General features: G+C 45.5%; 19 protein-coding genes. 8 read left to right on the top strand and 11 right to left on the bottom strand.

Annotated elements, in window-relative coordinates; translation table 11 throughout:
* Positions 1-37 precede the first annotated feature (37 nt).
* The 5 genes from OH460_RS05375 (at position 38) to OH460_RS05355 (ending at position 6,803) form a co-directional block, all read left to right on the top strand.
* The gene (locus tag OH460_RS05375) at positions 38-1,264 is read left to right on the top strand and encodes an OmpP1/FadL family transporter (protein WP_269995766.1); all 1,227 of its coding nucleotides are present in this window, start codon (positions 38-40) and stop codon (positions 1,262-1,264) included.
* A gap of 999 nt (positions 1,265-2,263) precedes the next feature.
* Positions 2,264-2,845 (top strand): magnesium transporter, encoded by a 582-nt coding sequence (locus OH460_RS05370; protein ID WP_269995764.1) that lies wholly within the window; start codon positions 2,264-2,266, stop codon positions 2,843-2,845.
* Positions 2,845-3,834, top strand: a complete 990-nt coding sequence (locus OH460_RS05365) for an efflux RND transporter periplasmic adaptor subunit (protein WP_061031814.1) — start codon at positions 2,845-2,847, stop codon at positions 3,832-3,834. The genes OH460_RS05370 and OH460_RS05365 overlap by 1 nt, the downstream gene beginning before the upstream one ends.
* A gap of 345 nt (positions 3,835-4,179) precedes the next feature.
* On the top strand, positions 4,180-6,156 hold the full coding sequence (locus tag OH460_RS05360; protein WP_269995758.1) for an alkyl sulfatase dimerization domain-containing protein: 1,977 nt from the start codon (positions 4,180-4,182) through the stop codon (positions 6,154-6,156).
* A gap of 155 nt (positions 6,157-6,311) precedes the next feature.
* Positions 6,312-6,803 (top strand): hypothetical protein, encoded by a 492-nt coding sequence (locus OH460_RS05355; protein WP_269995756.1) that lies wholly within the window; start codon positions 6,312-6,314, stop codon positions 6,801-6,803.
* A 74-nt stretch (positions 6,804-6,877) separates the two neighbouring features.
* Here the strand turns inward: OH460_RS05355 and cyoE are convergent, their stop codons facing one another.
* From cyoE to OH460_RS05320, 7 genes are all read right to left on the bottom strand, one after another.
* Positions 6,878-7,750, bottom strand: coding sequence for a heme o synthase (cyoE, locus tag OH460_RS05350; protein ID WP_269995754.1), 873 nt, complete (start codon positions 7,748-7,750; stop codon positions 6,878-6,880).
* An 8-nt stretch (positions 7,751-7,758) separates the two neighbouring features.
* Positions 7,759-8,070, bottom strand: coding sequence for a cytochrome o ubiquinol oxidase subunit IV (cyoD, locus tag OH460_RS05345; protein WP_004740018.1), 312 nt, complete (start codon positions 8,068-8,070; stop codon positions 7,759-7,761).
* Positions 8,070-8,687, bottom strand: a complete 618-nt coding sequence (cyoC, locus tag OH460_RS05340) for a cytochrome o ubiquinol oxidase subunit III (RefSeq protein ID WP_269995751.1) — start codon at positions 8,685-8,687, stop codon at positions 8,070-8,072. The genes cyoD and cyoC overlap by 1 nt, the downstream gene beginning before the upstream one ends.
* Positions 8,677-10,734, bottom strand: a complete 2,058-nt coding sequence (cyoB, locus tag OH460_RS05335) for a cytochrome o ubiquinol oxidase subunit I (RefSeq protein WP_269995749.1) — start codon at positions 10,732-10,734, stop codon at positions 8,677-8,679. The genes cyoC and cyoB overlap by 11 nt, the downstream gene beginning before the upstream one ends.
* Before the next feature lie 5 nt (positions 10,735-10,739).
* Entirely contained in the window at positions 10,740-11,636 is an 897-nt protein-coding gene (gene cyoA, locus OH460_RS05330) for a ubiquinol oxidase subunit II (RefSeq protein WP_008221709.1), read from the bottom strand.
* A 693-nt stretch (positions 11,637-12,329) separates the two neighbouring features.
* Positions 12,330-15,428, bottom strand: a complete 3,099-nt coding sequence (locus OH460_RS05325) for an efflux RND transporter permease subunit (RefSeq protein ID WP_269995748.1) — start codon at positions 15,426-15,428, stop codon at positions 12,330-12,332.
* 8 nt (positions 15,429-15,436) lie between these two features.
* Entirely contained in the window at positions 15,437-16,561 is a 1,125-nt protein-coding gene (locus OH460_RS05320; protein ID WP_269995747.1) for an efflux RND transporter periplasmic adaptor subunit, read from the bottom strand.
* A gap of 236 nt (positions 16,562-16,797) precedes the next feature.
* On the opposite strand from OH460_RS05320, the gene OH460_RS05315 reads away from it, so the two are divergent.
* Complete coding sequence (locus tag OH460_RS05315) at positions 16,798-17,412, top strand: TetR/AcrR family transcriptional regulator (protein WP_269995745.1); 615 nt, start codon at positions 16,798-16,800, stop codon at positions 17,410-17,412.
* Between the two features lie 48 nt (positions 17,413-17,460).
* On the opposite strand, the gene OH460_RS05310 is transcribed toward OH460_RS05315, so the two are convergent.
* Positions 17,461-18,357 (bottom strand): LysR family transcriptional regulator, encoded by an 897-nt coding sequence (locus OH460_RS05310; RefSeq protein WP_269995743.1) that lies wholly within the window; start codon positions 18,355-18,357, stop codon positions 17,461-17,463.
* 175 nt (positions 18,358-18,532) lie between these two features.
* Between OH460_RS05310 and OH460_RS05305 the strand changes: the two genes are divergently transcribed.
* Together OH460_RS05305 and OH460_RS05300 are read left to right on the top strand one after the other, a co-directional pair.
* Positions 18,533-18,838, top strand: coding sequence for a monooxygenase (locus OH460_RS05305; protein ID WP_105059238.1), 306 nt, complete (start codon positions 18,533-18,535; stop codon positions 18,836-18,838).
* A gap of 48 nt (positions 18,839-18,886) precedes the next feature.
* Complete coding sequence (locus tag OH460_RS05300) at positions 18,887-19,261, top strand: hypothetical protein (protein WP_239961904.1); 375 nt, start codon at positions 18,887-18,889, stop codon at positions 19,259-19,261.
* A gap of 127 nt (positions 19,262-19,388) precedes the next feature.
* On the opposite strand, the gene OH460_RS05295 is transcribed toward OH460_RS05300, so the two are convergent.
* From OH460_RS05295 to OH460_RS05285, 3 genes are all read right to left on the bottom strand, one after another.
* Complete coding sequence (locus OH460_RS05295) at positions 19,389-19,931, bottom strand: cytochrome b (protein ID WP_105059236.1); 543 nt, start codon at positions 19,929-19,931, stop codon at positions 19,389-19,391.
* 109 nt (positions 19,932-20,040) lie between these two features.
* On the bottom strand, positions 20,041-20,559 hold the full coding sequence (locus tag OH460_RS05290) for a lipocalin family protein (RefSeq protein ID WP_269995737.1): 519 nt from the start codon (positions 20,557-20,559) through the stop codon (positions 20,041-20,043).
* A gap of 147 nt (positions 20,560-20,706) precedes the next feature.
* Positions 20,707-21,669 carry a helix-turn-helix domain-containing protein gene (locus tag OH460_RS05285; protein ID WP_269995735.1) on the bottom strand — a complete coding sequence of 321 codons (963 nt, stop codon included), beginning with the start codon at positions 21,667-21,669 and terminating at the stop codon, positions 20,707-20,709.
* Positions 21,670-21,706: the final 37 nt, after the last annotated feature.

Raw genomic sequence — 21,706 nt, 5'->3', positions numbered from 1 at the left:
AACATCCCGCGTAATTAGTTTCTTAATAGGTTTCCCCATGAAAAAACATTACCTTGCCATCACTATTGCGATGATGACGAGTAACGCGATGCTTTCAAACCCAGCACAGGCTGCGGCTCACCTTCTTCCTGAACTTGCTTCTCTCAACGCCAGTACCGCAGGCGCAGGGTCGGCAGCGTTAGGCGAAAGTGCGTTAACCGCATGGACTAACCCTGCCGCTATGTCTCAGCTACAAAGCGCTGAACTCACCGTCAATCTGGCAGGCCTCTACACAGACATTAACTACTCAGACACAGACCCAACAGAGCGTTTTGACAGTAACATTGATGCTGGCGGTTGGGCTCCGGTGGGAAGCTTCTACTTTGTTGCCCCTATCAACGACAAATTTCACGCTGGTTTTGCTTTGGCTTCTCAAGGTGGTTCGGGGATCGATTATGGTGATAACTTTTCTGGACAGCGTTTATTAAAGAATGTTGAATTCATGACTGTTCAACTGATGCCTTCGATATCTTACAAAGTGAATGAGCAGTTTTCGCTGGGTGCCTCTGTCAATGCGGAATACCTCACTGCAAACGGCGAGTTGAATCCTTTTATCGGCACTGGCAACATTGGATCTGAACACTTATTCAAAGCAGACGCGGATGATTTCACGGTTGGCTACTCTCTTAGTGCCTTTTACCAACCGAACGAACAACACCGTTTTGGCTTTATTTACCGATCTGAACTTGCTCATTACGGTGAGGGTGATCTTCAACATTCGGCTAGCGACACCAAACCCGATGTTGGGCTCGACTTTATCATGCCTCAACACATCCAGATTAGCGGCGTGCACGCCGTCAATGACCAATGGGACATGCTGTGGAGTGTGACTTGGTATGACCTATCAACTTGGACAGACCTCACGCTAGACATCAATGATAACTCAGTAAAAGTTGTCGACCGTAACTTTGACGATGTGTGGAACCTAGCCATAGGTACTCATTACCAAATCACCCCAACCTTACGACTAGAAACAGGCATCAGTTACGAAACTTCTCCTCAAGATGACGCAACTCATCAATATATGGATCTTCCTGTAGGCGAAACCAAACGTATTGGCGCAGGTGCCACCTATGCGCTCAATAAGAACTGGGAACTGCGCGCTTACTACGATTACATCGATCTGGACGAGCCCGAGTTGAATTATGCGAATGGCCGCGTTGTAGGCACTTATGACAACAGCGCACACTTCTTTGGAATGCAAGCGAACTATCGCTTCCTGTAAAGCAGCCATCTCGACCTTTCGTCGATTATCTATGAGTAACGCACAGTGCCTGATTCATGGCTTCACTCGTGCACTACATCAAGGCCTAGCTGTCCGCTAGGTCTTTCTCTATCTGTTCTTCAGCTGCAATATTTCATCCCCATTCAACATCGCATTTGATTGGGTTAGATTACATATTCAATAGAACATAAACAATACGATATTGTCTCGTTTATCATGACACTGTGTTTAGCGTCTTTGAGATATACATTTGAGGAATTAAAGCTACAATATTTCGAATCCAACGGTCTACCGTAAACAGAAACGTGTTTTTCCAGTGTTCAAAAACCTATTATCAGTTATATGTCATCCATCATTCACTTCTATTACTCCCTTTATTGTAAAAAGCGTGTAAAAAGATGAATTCCGCCAAATTTCTTATTGATACTTTTATTAGTCATTTCATTGATCCAAACCAAATTAACTAACGATGTTTTAAAGCCGAATTTGAGCGCCAGCAAATAATTCAATATACCGATTTAGAGCAATATTAACTCATCGTAATTACGATATTATCAAATCGTAATTCTGGGTAGATACTGCTCAAAACTCTTCCTATTATCCTGCTAACAAATCAATTCTTAGCCCAAACAGAATGCTGACAAATGTTTTACAACACTATGTCAATTGCCATGGAAGATCCCCTCGACAGACGAGGTATTACACGTAAAGAAGACAATAGCGAAAAGAACGAGCCTAATATTTCGTTCGACAGTGCATCGTCATTCAACCTGCGTTTCAGGCTAACAATAAGAATTGGTTTGTAGGGAAGCATATTCGCTTCTTGATACCGAGAATCGGTTGTCTGGACTGAGTAGTATCACTTTAAATACCATCTATTACTTTTGTTTATTATGCGCACCAATCTACCCACATAATAGACATCTACTTTTTAAGGTATCGTTAAAAGTTAGACTTCTAGGCTGCAAATTCTCTCTTCTTATTGATGTAGGTTGAGATATGAACTTTATTAAAATCGTTTTCCAGAAAATCTGGGCCGTTGTGATGGTCTTGATTAAATTCTGCCTGTTTATGGCAGTGATGTTTGCTGGAGCATGGGCTCTTGCACCATTAGGCACAATCCATTCTAAAGACATCGACATGTCTCAATTCAACAATCACCCCAATGAAATGATGATGAACTTCTTCCAGATGGAGTCCTTCTCTGGTTACTTGTTCTCAGTGACCATTGCTGTGGTATTAGCCGGTGTTTACGGCATGTGGCAGTTGCATGAACTGGGTGTGCATAAAGCAAAAGAGCACAAAAGCGCTCACGTTCAAATCGTGTTTGCACTGTCACTTTGCGGACTCTTCATCAGCAAAACATTCTGGGTTATCGCTTTGGTTATCGCATTGGCGAACTGGAAACATATTGGTCAATCACTGAGTGATGTGATTCGCCGTGGTGTACAGCCTAAACAAGACGCGACCAATACAGAGACTGCCGCAGTCCACGTATCACCTGAACAACCGGTAACAAAGCCGTCTTCAAAAGAAAAGACTCCAACAACACCATCCGCTACAGAAAAAGAGGTCGCATAATGAAAGAGATGATGATTCCATACATCCTAATTGTATGGTCACTATTTGCGACAGGCGCACTTAAGAAGAACTTCAAGAACTACACATGGGCTGCCATTGGTGGCGTAACGATTCTTGCGGTATTAGCGGTTATCTCTCGCTTGTGGGCACCCGTTGATTTAACCAACTCAACCACAGTGAAAGCACCACACGCGGTAATGTCACCAATCTTTGGCCAGCAGATCGACCAAGTGCTTGTTGAGCACAACCAAATGGTTAAAGAAGGCGACGTAATTTACACACTCGTCGACATTGACTCAGCCGCAGACAAAGCAAAGATCGAATCTTCAATTGTTCAGAAAGAAGAAGAGATTAAGCAAATGGATCGCGACTTAGAGCGTGCTGAAACGTCACCTGAAATCTTCAATATGCGTGACGTAGAAAAGTACGACTCTGATCTTCGAGTGCTGCACGCTGAACTTGTGTCGTTAAAAGCCGATCTACAAAAAGTAAATTGGGCGCAAGAGAAAAAGACCATTAGAGCGGAGTTTGACGGTCAGGTTTCGATAGTGAATATTGCTGAAGGTTCTGTTATGGGTAACATGCACCTCTACAACACCAGCAAAAAATTCCTTGAGATGCGTATTTCAGACCAAACTTACAACTATGTTCAAGTTGGAGACTTCGCTGAGTTCTTCGTTGATGCATACCCAGGCCACGTGTTCCGAGCAAAAGTACACAGCTTTAATGCCGGTACCGGTGAGTCGAGTATTTCTCCACTTCAGGGGCCACAAAGCGTCGGTCAACACGTAGTAAGAAACGGCAATGGTTTAGGTCGTACTATCGTACTTGAGATCATTGAACCAGAAGGTTACAACATCCCTATTGGTTCAACTGGCGCGGCTTGGATCTCAGCTGAGAAGCCACATCCGTTCTGGGGCTTCATTGATGTAATCGGTGCAGCAACGGTTCGTCTACAATCTTACAAGTCATACTTAGGTGCTTGGTAATATAGCCGCCTACTAATACTTAAGATCTTGGTAAGAGCTTGAGCTCTTAGTAAACGATTAAGCATTCAATGATGTGACGGTTATTCGCTCGTATAACTTCCACTCATGAACCTGCGACTAATTTCAAAATAAATGCCCTGAATTTCAGGGCATTTTTGTATCTGTTGCAAGCTCATTTACTAATTGATTTAGATCAAAATTAATCGCCAATACAATCGTTGATCAAATAAATCATCGTAAATTCGATAGATTGAAATATTATTAGCGCGTAGATAGCGACCTCCCCCACCTCTATCATTTGGCTCAAGAAATCCAATTCCTGTATCCAAATATAAGGTCACTACCATGACTAATACATTCAAAAAAATGGCACTTCCTGTTGCTATCGCGAGCACTCTACTTGCTTCTGGTTTTGCATCTGCAACGCCAACTGTAGAAGCGACATCGAAAGTCGGCCAAGAACTTCAGACGGCAAATGCTGCGCAATACCAAAACATTGATCTTGATGCTCGCTACAAGAGCGAGGTTCTATTCGAACACAAATCAAACCTATTCTGGGGCAAAGGCGAACGTATTCAAGTTGTTTCTAAAACAGGCGATTCTCTAGCTTACACTGCTGAGTCTGACCATGTTCACCCAATCCTCACCAAGCATGGTCGTAAAATGGACCAAGCAATCATCAAAGTAGATGACAACGTATATCTTGGTTACGGTTTCGGTCTAGATACACCTGTAATGATTGAAGGCACGGACGGCATCATCATTGTTGATCCAGGCGAGTCGGTAGAAATGGCTCAATCGGTTAAAGAGCAGTTCCGTCAAATCACCGACAAGCCGGTTAAAGCAATCATCTATTCTCACAACCACATCGACCACATCTCTGGTGTGCGTGCATGGGTGACTGACGAAGAAGTGGTATCAGGTGAAGTAAAAATCATCGCTGAAGAAGGCCTAACCGCTGCCGTGGCTAACTGGTCTTCAAACCTAGGTACTCTATTTGGTCACCGTACTTCTTACACCGGCGCTAAGCACGTAGAAGAAGGCGAGCACGGCACAGTAAACGACGGCCTTGGTCCACGCTTCATGCAAGGTGCTATCTCGTTCATCGAACCAAACCTGCTTGTACCAAGCCAAAGCCACATCGAAATCGAAATTGCTGGCGTGAAAATGCACATCGAGAACGTGCCATCTGAAACTAAAGATGAGTTAGTGGTTTACTTCCCAGACCAGAAAATCCTGCACGCGGCTGAAGTACTTCAAGGTGAGAACTTCCCTAACCTTCACACCATCCGTGGTACTAAATTCCGTGACCCATCAATGTGGTTCAAGGGCATCGACGTAATGCGTAAGTTCGACACTGAGATCATGATTAACTCTCACGGTCGTCCTGTTGAAGGTAAAGAAGCAGTAGCTGACGTACTAACGGCTTACCGTGATGCGATTCAATACACTCATGATCAAACTATCCGTTACATGAACAAAGGTATGACGCCAGACGAGCTAGTTGAAGTAGTTAAACTTCCTAAGCACCTTGCAGAACACCCTTGGTTAGGTGAACACTACGGTACTGTTGCACACGCCGTGCGTCAGATTTACGTAGGTTACAACGGTTTCTTCGAAGCGGATCCATGGCAGCTAGAGCCAATGGCTTACGAGCAACGCGCTAAAGCATTCGTAGAGATCATGGGCGGTCGTGACAACATCCTTACTACTGCACAAGCAGCAATTAAGGCTGAGAACTACACATTTGCAGCAGAAATTCTTTCTTACCCAATCACGGTAAACAAACAAGATATGGAAGCTCGTGAGATGAAAGCACAAGCTTACAAAGCATGGGCTGCAGACCAAGTGAACATCAACTGGCGTAACTGGGCGCTTAACGCAGCTGCTGAACTAGAGAACAAGCGTGACTTCTCTAACATGATCAGCTTTGCTTCTGTGGACGTTCTTACTGCGCTACCAAGCAATCAGATCTTCGACATGATGACTTCAACGCTTATCGCTGAAAACTCGTTAGACGTGAACATGATGCTAACGTACAACTTCTCTGATACGAACGAAGCATTCACTATCGAAATTCGCAACGGTATTGCTCAGTTACACGAAGAAGCAGTGAAAGGCGCAGACGTTCAAATCGACACCACTCGTGCAGTATTGAACCAAATCTTGATTGCAGGTCCAAACGCTCAACAAGTGATTGGTACCAACCTACAGTCTGGTGCATTCACGTTCTCGAACGGCGACATCAAAGGTTTCGGTCAATTCATGAGCTACTTCGATAAGCCAATGACTCCAGAAGAGATCATGCTCATCGTTCGCTAATTGTCAAAGGCTGCTAAGGATGGCGAGTCGATAACTTAGGGACCCATTGTGGTCCCTTTATCGTTTATTTGTTAGTACAGTTCGCAACCTTAACTCAACGATCTAGGTCTATTGTTGGACTAAGGAAACTGCCCTACTTCGTTTAAGGTTCACACATGCTAAAACGTTTTGTTCTATTGCTTTCACTCAGTTCGTCTCTGGTATTAGCTTGCGGCTTACACCAAGAAACCGGATTTAGTTTGGTGACAGAGCCCGGTTCACTCGAGGTGTTTGGCAATGTCATCACAGCCAGACAAGACGATGAATTCAACAATCTCAATAAGCCGGACCACTTTCGACTCTTTGCGATCAAGGCTGCGCTTGCGAAACCCCACCCAAGCAAAATTGAGTTCAACTTATTCGAAGCAATTAAAGGTCATTACAGCCAAGTGAAACTCGAGAACGGCGTCGATGTTTCAGGCAGAGACACTTTGCCTACCGAGGAAGATCTATTACTGATTACGGAACTCGATGTGTTCGATGCGTTAGCAACCGGCACTATCTCTTGGGATCACGCGATACTAAACGGCTTAGTGATCATCAACGGCCCACAAGATAAACGAGAGCAGCTTGAAGATTGGCTTGGTGATATTTTTAAAGGGCAATAGCTTAAAGCGAAACAGATAAAAGATCGTCAAACCCTCGGACTTCAGAACATTGAGGGTTCAACGACAAACTTAAATCAAAAAAGCGTAGGCAACGGAACCAACTCCAGCCCCAACACACCACTGATGCTCATCACCACCAGCAGAGAGACTTTAAAGACCGTCTTTGACCATTGGATGTAGTTGGCGCAATCCACCTTACGGAATGTCACCTTGGTCCACATAAAGCATACTGCTGCCGACACCGCTAGGTATTCGTAACCCGCTTCTCCGAGCAAGAACAGCCCGAGTGCAACCGCGCCAAACGCAACCACGTACGCTTTCATATGTTTGTGAGCCTTATCGACACCCTCTTTTACCGGCAGTACAGGGATACCTGCATCTCGGTAGTCTTGAATGCGGAACATCGCAATCGCATACGAGTGCGGCATCTGCCATAAACAGAACATGATGAACAATAGAACGGCTTCTAAGCTTAGGTAGTTAGTCACGCCAAGGTAGCCAACCAATGGAGGAACCGCGCCAGAGATGCTTCCCACTAAGGTGCCGTAAACCGAATTACGCTTGTACCACATGGTGTAGAAAAAGACGTAAAACACATAGCCAAGCAACACCACCACCGCAGACATTGGATTAACGTATTGGAACAATAAAGCCGTACCAGCCAGCAACATGACTAACGCATAGATGAATGCGACGTCAGTATTGATGTTGCCCTGAACCAACTCTCGGTTCTGAGTGCGTTTCATTTTTTGATCAATATCGCGATCAAAAATGTTATTCACCACACAACCTGATGCAATCACAAGCCCCACACCCGCCAATGTTGTCAGTAACAACATCGCACTGGCTGGTTCTGTCTTTGCGGCAAGGAAAAACCCCGCCGCAACAGAAATCAGGTTGCCGAAAATGATGCCCGGTTTGGTAATAGACAAATAACTTTTCAGCATACCCTAGCCTACAACTTCATGTTGACGTTCATGTTGTAGATGATCCACACCGAGCCAGCGATAAGGATCAATACAACAATGGCAGTAAACATCAGTGATACTAAATTCCACTGACCATCGGTTGTCTTCACTTCCATATGTAGGAAGTACTTAAAGTGTACGAAGATCTGCACTAGCGCACAGCCAAACAGAACGACGTAAGTCTCAGTACTTGGAAGCGCATGCGCCCACACTACATAGAACGGAATAATGGTCAGAATCAGTGATGCAACAAAGCCAATCACGTAATCTTTTGCGCCACTGTCTAGATGCTGTTCCATTACATCACCCCCATTAAGTACACGATGGTAAATACACAAATCCAAACGATATCTAGAAAGTGCCAGAACAAGCTCAAGCACTTAAAGCGCATCGACATGTTGTCGTTCAAGCCTTTTGTTGAAAGCTGGTGATACGCTACTGCCATCCAAATAAGACCAAACGTTACGTGCAAGCCGTGTGTGCCTACCAAGGTAAAGAACGCAGATAGGAACGCACTCTCTTGAGGGCCATAACCTTCAGCAATCAAGTGATGGAACTCATACACTTCCATACAGATAAAGGCTAAACCCAGAAGAAACGTTACTTTTAGCCACTTTTTCAGACCAGCAACGTCTTGGCGTTTCATTGCGATCATGCCAAAACCGAAGGTGATACTACTGAACAGCAACATCATGGTTTCCACAAACACGAACGGAAGTTCGAAGATGTCTTTACCCGTTGGTCCTGCAATAGAGCCACTTTCTAAAACGGCATAAGTCGCGAAAAGCGTGGCAAACAGCACACAGTCACTCATCAAGTAAACCCAGAAGCCAAACAGCTTGTTGCCCGCTGAGTCATGGTGATGATCATGCGAGTGTGCAAGATCGTAAGTGTGCGACGGAGTATTAGCTTGCATACGTCGTCTCCAAATCATCTTTATTTGTGTTGTTATCACCGTCAGCGCTGTTTTCACCCACCGACTGTTTTTTCGCTTCTGCTAACTGTGCACGTCGAGCCGCTTCAATCGCTTTGATCTCCTCAACTTCCACGTAGTAGTCAACATCGTCGTTGTAGCTGTGTTGAATACACGTCACGACAATACCAACCAGGCTTGCCGCCGCTAGCCACCAGATGTACCAGATCATTGCGAAACCAAATACCAACGACCATGCAGATACATAAATACCTGTCGGTGTGTTCTTCGGCATATGAATACGTTCGTATTCTTCTTCCTTAGTTGGATCGAACTCGCCGCTTTGCTTTTGATACCAGAACGCATCTAGCTCATCGCCCTTAGGCAGTTTTGCAAAGTTGTAGAACGGCGGTGGTGAAGACGTTGCCCACTCAAAAGTACGTCCGCCCCACGGGTCACCAGTAAGGTCGCGGTTTTGGTCACGGTCACGAACACTCACGAAGAACTGAACAAACTGACACACAACACCCATCGCAATCACACCAGTACCTGCAGCCGCAACCGCCAGTAGAGGTAAGAATTCAGGGTTAATATCTTGGCTCAAACGACGCGTCATGCCCATGAAACCAAGAGCGTAAAGCGGTAAGAACGCCATCAAGAAACCGATGATCCAGCAGTAAAACGCACGTTTACCCCAAACTTCGTTCAGAGTGAAACCTGTCGCTTTCGGGAACCAGTAGCCAATCGCCGCAAAACAACCGAATACTACGCCACCAATGATCACGTTGTGGAAGTGAGCAATTAGGAATACTGAGTTATGCAGAATGAAGTCTGCACCCGGTACTGCCATTAATACGCCCGTCATACCACCAACGGTGAAAGTGATAAGGAAACCAACAGTCCACAGCATAGGTGTTGTGAAACGGATGCGGCCTTTGTACATGGTGAACAGCCAGTTGAAGATCTTAACCCCGGTCGGGATAGAGATAATCATGGTTGCGATACCAAAGAAAGCATTCACATTCGCGCCAGAGCCCATAGTGAAGAAGTGGTGCAGCCAAACGACAAACGCAAGGATAGTGATTGCAACCGTTGCCCAAACCAGTGAGGTGTAACCAAATAGCTTTTTACGTGCGAACGTTGCTGTCACTTCCGAGAACACACCGAAGATAGGCAAGATCAGGATGTACACCTCTGGGTGTCCCCATGCCCAAATCAGGTTCACATACATCATCACGTTGCCACCAAGATCATTGGTGAAGAAGTGCGTGCCGATGTATCTATCCAGCGTCAGTAGCGCGATGGTTACCGTTAGGATCGGGAAAGAGATGATGATCAGAATGTTGGCACACAGAGACGCCCACGTGAACACAGGCATCTTCATCATTGGCATAGACGGAGTACGCATGCGCAGAATGGTCGCGAAGAAGTTCACGCCTGTTAGCGTTGTACCGACACCAGATATTTGCAGCGCCCATATCCAATAATCGACCCCGACTCCAGGGCTTGCCTCAATACCTGATAGTGGCGGATAAGCCAGCCAACCTGTACGGCCAAATTCACCAAGGCCTAGTGACATATTGGTTAGGATCACGCCCACGACAAACAGCCAGAAGCTCAGATTGTTTAGATAAGGGAACGCAACATCACGAGCACCGATTTGCAGCGGTACGATGATGTTCATCAAACCAATAACCAGCGGCATCGCTACAAAGAAAATCATGATCACACCGTGAGCGGTGAAGATCTGATCATAGTGATGCGGTGGTAAGTAACCGCTCTCGCCTGCAGCGGATAGCAACTGCTGACTACGCATCATTACCGCATCGGCAAAACCACGAATCAACATGATCATTGCAACGGCAATGTACATGAAGCCCAGTTTTTTGTGGTCTACTGAAGTAAACCATTCGTTCCATAAGTATTGCCATTTCCCAGCTTTCGTTACCGCAGCAACAACAGCTAAACCAACCAGCGCAATCACCGCAAGTGTCACGACGATAATAGGTTCGTGGTAGGGAATGGACTCTAGAGTTAATCTTCCAAACATTACGATTATCCTTGGTTTTCCGGCAAACAGTTCATTGAACCAGGGTGCTGAGTCACAACATCAGTGAACAAAAATGGTGGGACACTAGAAAACAGCGTCACAGGTTCAGCGACACTTGGCGCTGCCAGTGAACGGAACTGCTCCCAATCTTCAATGCGATCAGGGCTTGCCTTCACCGTCTCCACCCAGTTTAAAAATGCCACTTGATCAGGCAGTGCTGATGCGGTGAATTTCATCTGAGAGAAACCTTCGCCACTGTAGTTCGACGCAAAACCTTTGAAGTCACCTTCGTGGTTTGCAATCAAGTTCAACTTGGTCACCATTCCCGGCATCGCGTAGATCTGCGAACCAAGACGCGGGATAAAGAACGCGTTCATGATGTTGTCTGAAGTCAGCCTAAACGTAACAGGTACATCTTTCGGGAACGCCACGTAGTTAACCGTTGCAATGTGTTGTTCCGGGTAGATGAACAGCCATTTCCAGTCCAGCGATACCACTTCAATCACCATTGGCTGTACATCACTCTCTAGAGGCTTAGATGGCTCTAGTTCGTGTGTTGAACGCCAAGTGATGGTCGCAAGAATCGCAATAATGATGATTGGAATCGTCCATACTACGATTTCAATCTTGGTCGAGTGCGCCCAGTCAGGTGCATACTCTTCCGTGGTATTGGTTTCGCGGTATCTATAAGCAAAGTAGACCGTCATTAGGATCACAGGGATAACGACAATCAGCATCAGAAGCAAAGCAGTAATAATCAGCTCTTTTTCCTGAACGCCAACACTACCTTTAGGGTCGAGCAATGCGGAGTTGCATCCTTCGAGCATCAGGGCAGTTGCCACCAAACCAATCCTCGACAGGTTTGCTCTCGATAAAATGCGTTTATATCTTGAAGCTTCCATTAACTTTCTCGATGGTTATCCAGTCTCAAATCGAACGTCCGAGTACTGGTTATCATGGTCATTAGAATATTTATGTGTTGAGCATGTGAAACGCTGCATCTCAAAGGGAAGCCGAATTGAGCCTGATTTTGCTTGGTGAAAACATTACCGCACGGTTAAAACCACACAAAAATTATGACTTAATTGTTACACTTTGAAATGCATTGTTACATTTGGCGCATTATGGAGAGTTGGGATTGAAAGCTCACCCAGCAAACTTGGAAACTAACCTTCCAGTTATGAAAGTCGAATGGCTGAAATGTGTCGAGAAACAGATACACAAGATAAACGTGCTACATCAGCGAAGCTAATTGTGGAAAGGAATGGTAATGAAACAATTGACGAAGGGAGAGGTAGCCAACGACGACCACACCGATGAACTACATTAGAAATCGCGAATTAAACAAAGCGTGATCCAGTTCAAATTTATGAATTCACATACAAGTTTAATGGTATTCATAAATAAAATTGTTAGCACGAAGTATTCATTATCAATATGAATGATAAGCTTTATTTCATCACGATGATGGGTATCGAAATAGAAGGCCAATGAAGCCAAAGCCGAGTAAAAGGAGTCGTTTTGCCGTCAAAATACAGAGACAAGCACGCCCTTACTCTCCCACTTCGAGGAAAATAAGGGCGCTGATTTGTCAATTATGCCGCTTGTGGTGCCACGGTTTTGCGCTGTTTTTTAGTCATCAGATGATAAACCACAGGCACGAAATAGAATGAGATAAGTGTGGTTAATACCGTACCGCCAACAATCGCGACCGCGAACGGAGGCCAAAAGCCACCACCAGCGATGATCAATGGCATAAAACCGCCAACGGTTGTAATCGTGGTCGAGCTGATATGACGAGTACACGACATCACCGCCTCTACGACCGCATCCACATTACCAGACGAGGCTTGTTCATCCAGTTTCAACTCCGTCAAAATAACGATGGCTGCATTAATCGCTAGCCCCGCAATTCCGAGCATCGCTATGATCACCGTAAAGCCAAATGGATAGCCGAAGATCCACACCGATAACAACCCTAGCCCACCAGCCAATGCCGCCACCATAAAGATGATGCTACTTAACCTAAACGAGTTAAACGACATCACGACAACCAACACCATCAACACAACCACAACGGCGACATTCGAGATAAGACTGTTTACCGAGTGATCGCGCTCTGCGGATTCGCCGCCAAAATCGATGCTGTAGCCCGATGGAATTTCGTAACTTTCCAATCGTTTTTGGAACTCATTGAGCACGGTTTGCGGCAAGACGCCCGCTTCAATGTAGCCCTCTATGGTGTTGACACGCTGTCCGTTGCGACGAGTAATTGCACCACGACTGGTGGTCAGTTCAAGCTCAGCCAAAGTCGAAACATTAATGCCCGTAGAGTAGACCTCAGAGCTGATTGGCAAACGAATATTACTTAAATGCGCAAGGTTTTCACGGGCTTCATCCGCAACACGAACACGGATTGGTACTGACTCACTGCCCTCAATCACAGAGCCACTTTCGCGACCAGTCAGTGTAGTTTGCAACATGCCAGCAAACTGATTCAGTGAAATACCGTTGAGTTTTGCCGTGTCTTCATCGACCTTCAGCCACACCTTAGGTGTACCCGGCTGCAAGGTTTCTCGCGTGTGAGTCACATGAGGAACACTCGCTAAGATCAAGCGAACATCTTCACCAATCGCTTTCAAGGTATCGAGGTTTTCACCATAAACACGTAGCTCAACTGGCGCAGTAAATGGAGGGCCTTGGTTAAGCTTACGTACCAAGATTTGTGCTTCCGGTACCTCTTCATCCAACACCTTCTGCAACTCAGGAATCAGCGCGTTGGCTTGAGCAAAGTTTTCCGTTTTCACCATGGCTTGCGAGAAGTATGGCGCGTTATTTTGTCTTGCTTGTAAGTTGTAATAGAAAGACGGGAAGTTTGCGCCCACCAACCAATCAATGCGCTCAACTTCTGGATAGCGATGGATGATGTCGTCTATTTTTTCCGAGGTATTCTTGGTCGCATAAATGCTCGCTTGAGGCGGCATGTACACCTGAATCTCAAACATGTCTCTGTCTGATGGCGGGAAGAACTGCTCAGTCAGCTGAGACATACTCCAGTAGCCAGTAAACGGCACCAATAATACCAAAGCAATCGTGATGATTGGATGCGTGACACCAAAACGGACAGAAGATGAGAACCAACGTGTTAGAGCAGGAATTCTTAAGCCCGTCATGTACCAGTGATGTTGCCCCTTCTTGTCCACATCACTCAATTGTTTCGGCAACAACCTTGTCGCTAGGCCAGCAATTAAGGTGTGCGATATAATATAAGAACCGATCAATGAGAAAGAGACCGTAATCGCAATACCACCGACAAATTCTCCCGACGCACCCGGCATCAAGATAATCGGTGCAAACGCCAGAACCGTGGTCAAGGTTGAGCCTAGTAAAGGAATCCACAAGTGCTTCAGCGCATTCATGGTTGCTTCTGCTCTGTGCTGCCCTTTCAATCGATACGCCTGAATGGTGTCAACCATCACCACCGCGTTATCGACCATGATCCCGAGCGCAACAATCAAGCCTGTTACCGACATCTGGTTGATTGGCACGCCGGTCATTTTCATGATCGATAGCGTAAGCAGCGAAGTGAGTGGCAGCGAAATAGCCACTAATATTGCCGCGCGGACGCCTAAGGTCACGAACAATACAATCAAGATCAAACCGAAACCGATCATCAAGCTTTTGCCTAAATCATTTAGGCGAGTTTCGGTATAGCCCTGCTGATTGAACAGTACGGTGACATCGATATTACTTGGCAGCTCTTGTTGAAACTTGTCGATCAACGCATTCGCACGTGAAGTCCAATTATCAACCCGAAGATCAGGGTGCATTCGCGCCGCGACGATCACACCCGGTTCACCATCAATAATGGCAATCTGATCTTGTGGGGTTTTCTCACCACGCCTTACCGAAGCGATGTCTTCCATGCGAATGATGTGACCATTACTATCCGTCGCGATAGGGACTTGCTTAATACGCTCAATTGAATCAAGTTCCGATTCAATCTCTAAACCAAATCGAGAATAAGCACTGACTAGTTCGCCCGCCGAGTTCTTAGCGTCTGCCCCTTCCAGAGACTCAGCGATGTTAGCACTCGAACGCCCTAGCGCTGCGGCATCAGCAGTTCTTAGACTTATTTGAATCTCTTCTTGTGGCATCCCATATTCATCAACAAACTCGGTACCCGACAAGGTTCTCAACCGCTTAGCCAGTTCTTTAGCATAACGTCCAAGCGTTAAGCGATCAGGTTCGCCCGCACCAGACCAAGTCAAAGAAGCAATGGTGGTGAAAGCATAGGTATGGTCACTGTCGAGATCGGGAGAATGGGCACCCGCAGGTAAGATGGATTCGATATCAGACAGCTTGTCACGTGCTTGCGACCAGACTGGTTCAGGCTCGGTGATAGTGTCATCAAGCTCAAGCGTTACAATAGACACGCTCGGCCTTGAGGTTGAGCTCACCAGTTTAACTTCACTCAATTCACGAAGCTTATTCTCGATAACCTCCGTAACCAAAGTTTCCACTCGTTCGGCACTGGCTCCGGGAAAGCTGGTTGTGATGTTTGCATAACGGTTGATGATCACCGGATCTTCTGCGCGCGGCAGCGTCATGAAGGCTGAAATGCCACTCACCATCAGCAGCGCGGTCATTAAGATCAGTAATCGGGTATTGGAAATAGTCTCTATGATTTTCATACTATTCCCTATTCCGCAGCAGTGGTTACTGGCTTCACGGTTTGGCCCGGAACCAAGCGATGCAAACCACTCGCGATAACCTGCTCGCCATCTTCAATCGCACCACTCACATACGCTTGTTGATTGTTCGCAAACAACACCTGAACACTTCTACGTTCAACCTTGTTGCCATCACCAATCACAAAGATGTTCCAAACACCGCGCAAACCATCAATCAAACCATTTAAAGGCACCCAATAACCTTGGTCGTCGATTTGCTCGTCAAACTTAAGGTAGGCCAGTTGACCTTCTAAAACAGTCGCTTGCTCAGGGAAAAGATAGCGTAAACCAACACTGCGGGATTGCGTGTCGACCATGGCACCCGGATTCAACAACGTTACATCATAATCATCTCGCCCAACACGAATGCTTGGCGAAGAGAGTGATGTTACCTTTGTCATCTGATGGGCAGGAATACCGATAAAGGCTTCTTTGCCTTCCGATGCCAGTAATGTAAGAGTTGGATTACCGACATTGACCACATCACCTAACGAGACAAAACGCGTTGCGATAGTGCCTGAATAAGGCGCAAGAATCGTCGATTTAACCAATTTGAGGTCGTTACCTTTTACCGAGGCGTCAATGCGCAGTAAGTTCGCTTGTAATACACGCTGCTCACTGGTTAACGAATCGATTTCTGCTTCGGCACTGAAGCCTTTTGCTTTTAGTGAGCGTTGACGTTTTAAGTTCGCAGCAACAAGGCTCAACTGGGCTTTCACTTCTTCAGCTTGTGCTTTTAGTTGGCTCGATTCGGTCTTCAACAGCTGAGTATCTAACTTGATTAACGGCTGACCTTCTGTGACTGTGTCACCGACATCCACCAGAATCTCGTTAACTTTCCCCGCCAATTCAAAGCCGAGATTCGCCTGTTGACCCGCTTTGACCACACCGACATATTCACGTTGTACTTCGTATGATGGAGAGCGTTCCAAAGCGACAGTCTCTACTGTTAAGACTGTCGACGCTGCACTATTCGATTTCACTGCAGCATTATCTGCATCGGATGTTGTCTCGGCTTGTGTATTTTCACCACACCCGACAAGAAGAGTCGACAACGCCACTGCCACTGCGCTTCCCTTCATCAATTTATACATACTTCCTGTTCCTATGCGGTACTCAATTATGTTCTTTTTTTAGACTAACCAAACCAAACTAGACTGTCTAGTTTGATTATGTTAAAAATAAGTTTCATGGTTAATGATTGATAAAACCATCACAAAAAGCATAATGCTTAGCGCCAAATGAGATACCTATTACTGAATATCAATAGACATTAAGCAAAGAGACAAGCTAGGTAGCGACCCAACACCAAGTAACGAGAAGCAAGCACGTGACGAAAATCATCAAAAGTGAACAGAAGAGATCGCAGATCTTAACCGCAGCAAGTAAACTTTTCTCTGAACATGGCTTCAAGATCAATATGGATCAGATAGCCAAAGCAGCGAACGTTTCCAAGCAAACGGTCTACTCTCACTTTAAAAGCAAAGACGTTCTTTTTGAAACCTGCATGCAAACCAAATGTGCCGAGCGTGAGCTGAGCCATTCAGCCTTTGACATGGGCGCCACTTTGGAAGAAGAATTGGTGAAGTTTGGTGTCAAGTTTCAGGACTTATTGCTGGATGAACAGTCACGACAAACCTTTCAGAACGCGGTCAGTCAATCCAACACGCACCCAGAGATCGCCTCTATCTATTTAGAGACCGGCCCTCAAAAAACCACCAAGTTACTCGCCGATTACCTGCAATCGAAAATAGATTCTGGAGACCTTACTCTGTCGACGTCTAGCTCACCGATCATTGCAGCTCGTCAACTGCTGCTGATGTTTCATGGCAAGTCAGCGTATTGGTCGCTCTTCGGCCATGATAGCGGCGAATCTGACGAGGAAAGGCTCAACTACACGCGCGAATGCGTTGCACTTTTTTTGAATGGAAACCAGCCTCGTTAATCACTCATAACTCATAACTCATAACTCATAGCTAGTTTCTCATAGCACTTAGTCCGCATTCTGGGCTGATTCGAGAAGCAGTTCATAGAAACGTTTTGCGGCTGGGCCTGTCTTCGCACCTTTCGGCAGAGTTAGATGCAATGGAACCTGATAACCACTGCCATTTTCTACATTCAAAACCGTGAGCTTGTCACTGCCTCGGCTATCAACAATATGCTTTGGCAGCCTACAATAGCCTACGCCCTGCTCTACCGCACCAAAGGCATGATCGAAATTATCGACCGTAATACGCTGGCTCGACTTCAACCAGCCGACATCTTTTTTCTCTCCCAGCTTTTCAACCGAGCCTAAATCTCTTACTACAATTTGTGGCAGCGACGATAACTGGTTCAATGATATAGATGCTGCACTAGCAAGCGGATTTGAATTGGCGGCAACAGGCTCCATCTTGGTAAATCCAAAAGCTTCGGCCGAGTAATTGGTAATTGGCAGGTTGATGATGGCAACATCGGCACGTTCTTGAGTGACCATTTCGGTGGTCTTCGACAAGGATGTTTCAACCACTTGGATTGAAGTGGTGTTGTTCTCGGCCATAAACGCAGCCATCGGCTTATAAAGGCGCTCAAGGCAGCACAAATGGTCAACGGCGACCACAATTTCAGACTCCACACCCTTTGCTAACTGTTCACTGATCAGCTCCAATTCCCGAGCCTGTTCCAGCATACTACTCGCCCTGCGCAATAACGCTTTGCCGTCTTCCGACAGCACCGCTCTACGTCCTTCAACTTGCACCAGAGACACACCCAATTGATCCTCCAATTTTCTCAATGCATAGATCAGCGTGGTATGGCTCTTGTTGAGCTGCAATGCTGCCGCCTGAATGCTGCCAGCGCGGTCTATCTCATAGAGTGTTTGCCATTGGTCGAGGGTAGTCTTTAATCTCATCGGTCTAAAATCCTGACAGTTAGTGGCAATATTATGAACTTTTCTGTCTGTTTTTTACAGGTAATATAAATCTCAACAACAAACGAGAATGGCTTGTTTGTCTTAAACACCTATTTGTTAATGGAATTTTTTAAACGGAATTTGCTAAACAGAATTTGCTAAACGGAGAAACACCATGAAACTACTACAAGTTGATTTTGAATTTTCAGGCCCTTTCGGTGAAGAGATGTCGAACGCACTCGTAGACCTAGCTAAGTCCATAAACAACGAGCCGGGTATGATCTGGAAAATCTGGACAGAAAACCAAGCCGAAAAGCTAGGCGGTGGTGTCTACCTTTTTGAAGACCAACTCAGCGCAGAAAATTACCTAACAATGCATGCCGCTCGCTTAAAAGAGATGGGCGTTGATGAAGTTCGCGGCGTGATTTTTGACGTCAATCAACCATTAACTACCATTAACAAAGGCCCAATCAACGGCTAATAAAATGAATAAAGAATGAGTGAAAGGCACGAGATAGAGAGATAACAAATGAACAATAAAACGTTTTTAAGCCTACACGGCATCATTTACGCAGGTTTTGCCTTCGCGTTGTTTTTTCTACCAACGGTCATGTGGCCTATGTACGGCGTGGAAATTAATGATAAGTACGCTTATTTTCTCTCTCAACACACCAGTATCTTCCTTGGTGGTATTGCAGCGATAACGTGGTTACTGCGAGATATTGAAGCGGGAGTCAGTGCCAAGAAACTCATCCAAGGCTTGGTTGTCACCAATATGCTAGGTGCAATCATCACACTGTATGCCGCTTTCACGGGCATCTTTGTTGGCTTTGGTTGGAGCGACCCAGCGTTCTTCCTTTCGCTATCAGTACTGAGCGTGTTGCAGGTGCGTAAGCAAGCTTAGTGAGTATGATTCTCAGGTAACATAAACAAAAAAACACTCGGTACATGCCGAGTGTTTTTATATTAATTTTTCTATCAAGACCAAAGTTAGATTCACTAATAAGAGATAATCTTGATGTCTGATTTTGTTATCTGCTAGCAGACGACGAACGACCAAGCATGCGGCTTAGTGTGCCATCTTTATCGACAAACTGGTGTTTCAATGCGCCTAAGACATGCAGAGCAAGTATCACCATGATCAAGTTAACTGAGTTAACGTGAACGAAAGAAGCTGCAGATTGTAACCATTCCGTTTTCTCACCGGCGGCAATTAGCTCTATCCCGAATAAATCTAATCCTCGGCCCCCCGCCACACTCATCACAGCGCCAGAAATTGGCATCGCCAACGTCACAAGCAGTAATAAATGATGAACGCCTTTCGCCGCTATCTCTTGTGCTCTAGATAGTACCGCCACGCTGCTAATTGCGCCCTCTTTAAGGCGCCATAAAAAGCGCAACAGTGCTGCAGCTAAAACAATCAAACCCAATGATTTGTGAAGCCCCATCAACTCGCCTTTTTCAGGGCCGCGTGGCATGCCTTCGAATTGAAGTCCAATAACAAACACAGCGATAAACAAAATGCCGGTAAGCCAATGGAAAATAACCGTCTGTTTAGATAATGATTTATTCATAATGACCACTCTATGTCTCTGACCTAGGTGTTATTTTGACTCATTATCATTACACTTAACATGGTCTTTGCGTAAAGTTACGTAAAGACCAAGAAACCGCTACATACCGTTATTTTGAATGCTCGACGTAAATCAGCTCATCGGTATTAAACCCACGATCTTTCGACATCGCTTTAAACTTCTCCATCACTTCTGGTGCGACTTCAGGAGTTCTTGCTAGTAGCCATAAGTAATCAGTGTCGGGCCCAGAAACGAACGCGTATTGGTATCCTTCCTCTTCCAATTCAAACACCACATAAGCACCATAAAACGGACCGAAGAACGACACTTTTAAGTAACCTTGGTCGCTACCTTCAACAAAATACGCTTTGCCTTCTGCCTCATTCCATTCGCCCTCTTCAGCCGAATAACCGCGGTTAATCACTTTCACGCCGCCATCATCGCGTAGGCTGTATTCAGCGCTCACATTACTTAAACCGCGCTCAAACGAGTGGTCTAAGCGGGCCACTTCGTACCATTTCCCTAAATATCTATCCAATTCAAACTGCTGAACTGGCTTTACGGTTTCTGGCATGCCAACGCATCCGCCCAATAAAATCACACTCAGCAGCAAAAGTATTTTCTTCATCCTAACCTCGACTTGTTTTAATCGTAATACGAGTAAGTCATTTGAGTCTTAACTTACGTCCTTGTTAATACGTGAACCCCATTAGCATGGTTCATATAACATTAAATTATTCAGACGTTTATGGAAATCGTTTCGTTGGTGAATGAATCAAAGCCGCTTCATTGACTCTCGATATTGAGTCGGCGTCACCTGCTTATAAGATTTGAACTGGCGATTGAAGTTAGCTTGGTTGTCATAACCGACTTTTTCCATAATCAGATTCACAGGCAGAGATGTATTTAGCAGTAAATCACACGCGACATTTAATCGAATTTTCTTCAACCGCTGACTGAAGCTCTCGTTGTAGTGCTTTTGAAACAGGCGCCTGACACTGCTCTCACTCACATACAAATGACTAGCTAAGTCATTTACGGAAATATCGTGGATAAAATGATTCATCAGAAAGGCTTCGACCTTGTCTAGCTTGTGGCTGACTTCGTCTTCTTCAATCGAGTTAAAGGTTGGGTTAATTAACTGCACGACTTCTTGGTCATCAATCAGCAGAGCAAACAGAGAGAATAGAGTCAGTAGCTGTTGATGAGGAGGCTGTTCCATCACCTTATCTAGCAGTTGTGTTGCCCTCTCAGCAGTATTAGGAGAAAACTGCAACCCTTTCTTTGAGTCTTCTAACAGCACACGTAACGGTTCAAGTTCACGACAGCACGCCATCAACGGCTCAATCCAATCTTTACGAAACCAAATCACATGAGTTTCGCAAACGCGTGAGTCATCACTGCTCTCTTCCGAATAAATGGCATGAGGCAAATCTGGGCCAACCAAAATCATATGGTTATGGAACACATCGCTTTGGTGGTGGCCGACAAAGCTATGCCCCGAGAAGTGACGATGAATAGCAATCTCATATTCTTCATGTCGATGCCAACCATAACTCTTGCTGCCTTCAACGATTTTCTTGTAGCGCCATGACATGCCAACTCGTTGTGGCACCTTTTCTAAGTAACCTTTCATTACGACACTCTGTGACCCTCTAATACTGAAAGTATACCCGTCAAACCATTTAAGTGAGCACTTTGACTGAAAAGTATTGGATATTGCGCTAACGGTACTCATCCAACTTTCTCCGCTAAATATACTGCAGGTGAACTTA

The sequence above is a fragment of the Vibrio sp. Makdt genome, from assembly GCF_027587015.1.
Classification (GTDB): Bacteria; Pseudomonadota; Gammaproteobacteria; order Enterobacterales; family Vibrionaceae; genus Vibrio; species Vibrio chagasii_B.
This window is presented reverse-complemented; position numbering and strand designations above follow the sequence as displayed.

What these genes read in the sequence shown, in the direction of transcription:
- OH460_RS05365 (WP_061031814.1), top strand. Translation starts at nt 2,845, where the DNA reads ATGAAAGAGATGATGATTCCATACATCCTAATTGTATGGTCACTATTT.
- OH460_RS05310 (WP_269995743.1), bottom strand. Translation starts at nt 18,357, where the DNA reads ATGAGATTAAAGACTACCCTCGACCAATGGCAAACACTCTATGAGATA.
- OH460_RS05305 (WP_105059238.1), top strand. Translation starts at nt 18,533, where the DNA reads ATGAAACTACTACAAGTTGATTTTGAATTTTCAGGCCCTTTCGGTGAA.
- cyoE (WP_269995754.1), bottom strand. Translation starts at nt 7,750, where the DNA reads ATGCTGAAAAGTTATTTGTCTATTACCAAACCGGGCATCATTTTCGGC.
- OH460_RS05370 (WP_269995764.1), top strand. Translation starts at nt 2,264, where the DNA reads ATGAACTTTATTAAAATCGTTTTCCAGAAAATCTGGGCCGTTGTGATG.
- OH460_RS05355 (WP_269995756.1), top strand. Translation starts at nt 6,312, where the DNA reads ATGCTAAAACGTTTTGTTCTATTGCTTTCACTCAGTTCGTCTCTGGTA.
- cyoC (WP_269995751.1), bottom strand. Translation starts at nt 8,687, where the DNA reads ATGCAAGCTAATACTCCGTCGCACACTTACGATCTTGCACACTCGCAT.
- OH460_RS05325 (WP_269995748.1), bottom strand. Translation starts at nt 15,428, where the DNA reads ATGAAAATCATAGAGACTATTTCCAATACCCGATTACTGATCTTAATG.
- cyoD (WP_004740018.1), bottom strand. Translation starts at nt 8,070, where the DNA reads ATGGAACAGCATCTAGACAGTGGCGCAAAAGATTACGTGATTGGCTTT.
- OH460_RS05290 (WP_269995737.1), bottom strand. Translation starts at nt 20,559, where the DNA reads ATGAAGAAAATACTTTTGCTGCTGAGTGTGATTTTATTGGGCGGATGC.
- OH460_RS05295 (WP_105059236.1), bottom strand. Translation starts at nt 19,931, where the DNA reads ATGAATAAATCATTATCTAAACAGACGGTTATTTTCCATTGGCTTACC.
- OH460_RS05285 (WP_269995735.1), bottom strand. Translation starts at nt 21,669, where the DNA reads ATGAGTACCGTTAGCGCAATATCCAATACTTTTCAGTCAAAGTGCTCA.
- OH460_RS05320 (WP_269995747.1), bottom strand. Translation starts at nt 16,561, where the DNA reads ATGTATAAATTGATGAAGGGAAGCGCAGTGGCAGTGGCGTTGTCGACT.
- OH460_RS05360 (WP_269995758.1), top strand. Translation starts at nt 4,180, where the DNA reads ATGACTAATACATTCAAAAAAATGGCACTTCCTGTTGCTATCGCGAGC.
- OH460_RS05300 (WP_239961904.1), top strand. Translation starts at nt 18,887, where the DNA reads ATGAACAATAAAACGTTTTTAAGCCTACACGGCATCATTTACGCAGGT.
- OH460_RS05375 (WP_269995766.1), top strand. Translation starts at nt 38, where the DNA reads ATGAAAAAACATTACCTTGCCATCACTATTGCGATGATGACGAGTAAC.
- cyoB (WP_269995749.1), bottom strand. Translation starts at nt 10,734, where the DNA reads ATGTTTGGAAGATTAACTCTAGAGTCCATTCCCTACCACGAACCTATT.
- cyoA (WP_008221709.1), bottom strand. Translation starts at nt 11,636, where the DNA reads ATGGAAGCTTCAAGATATAAACGCATTTTATCGAGAGCAAACCTGTCG.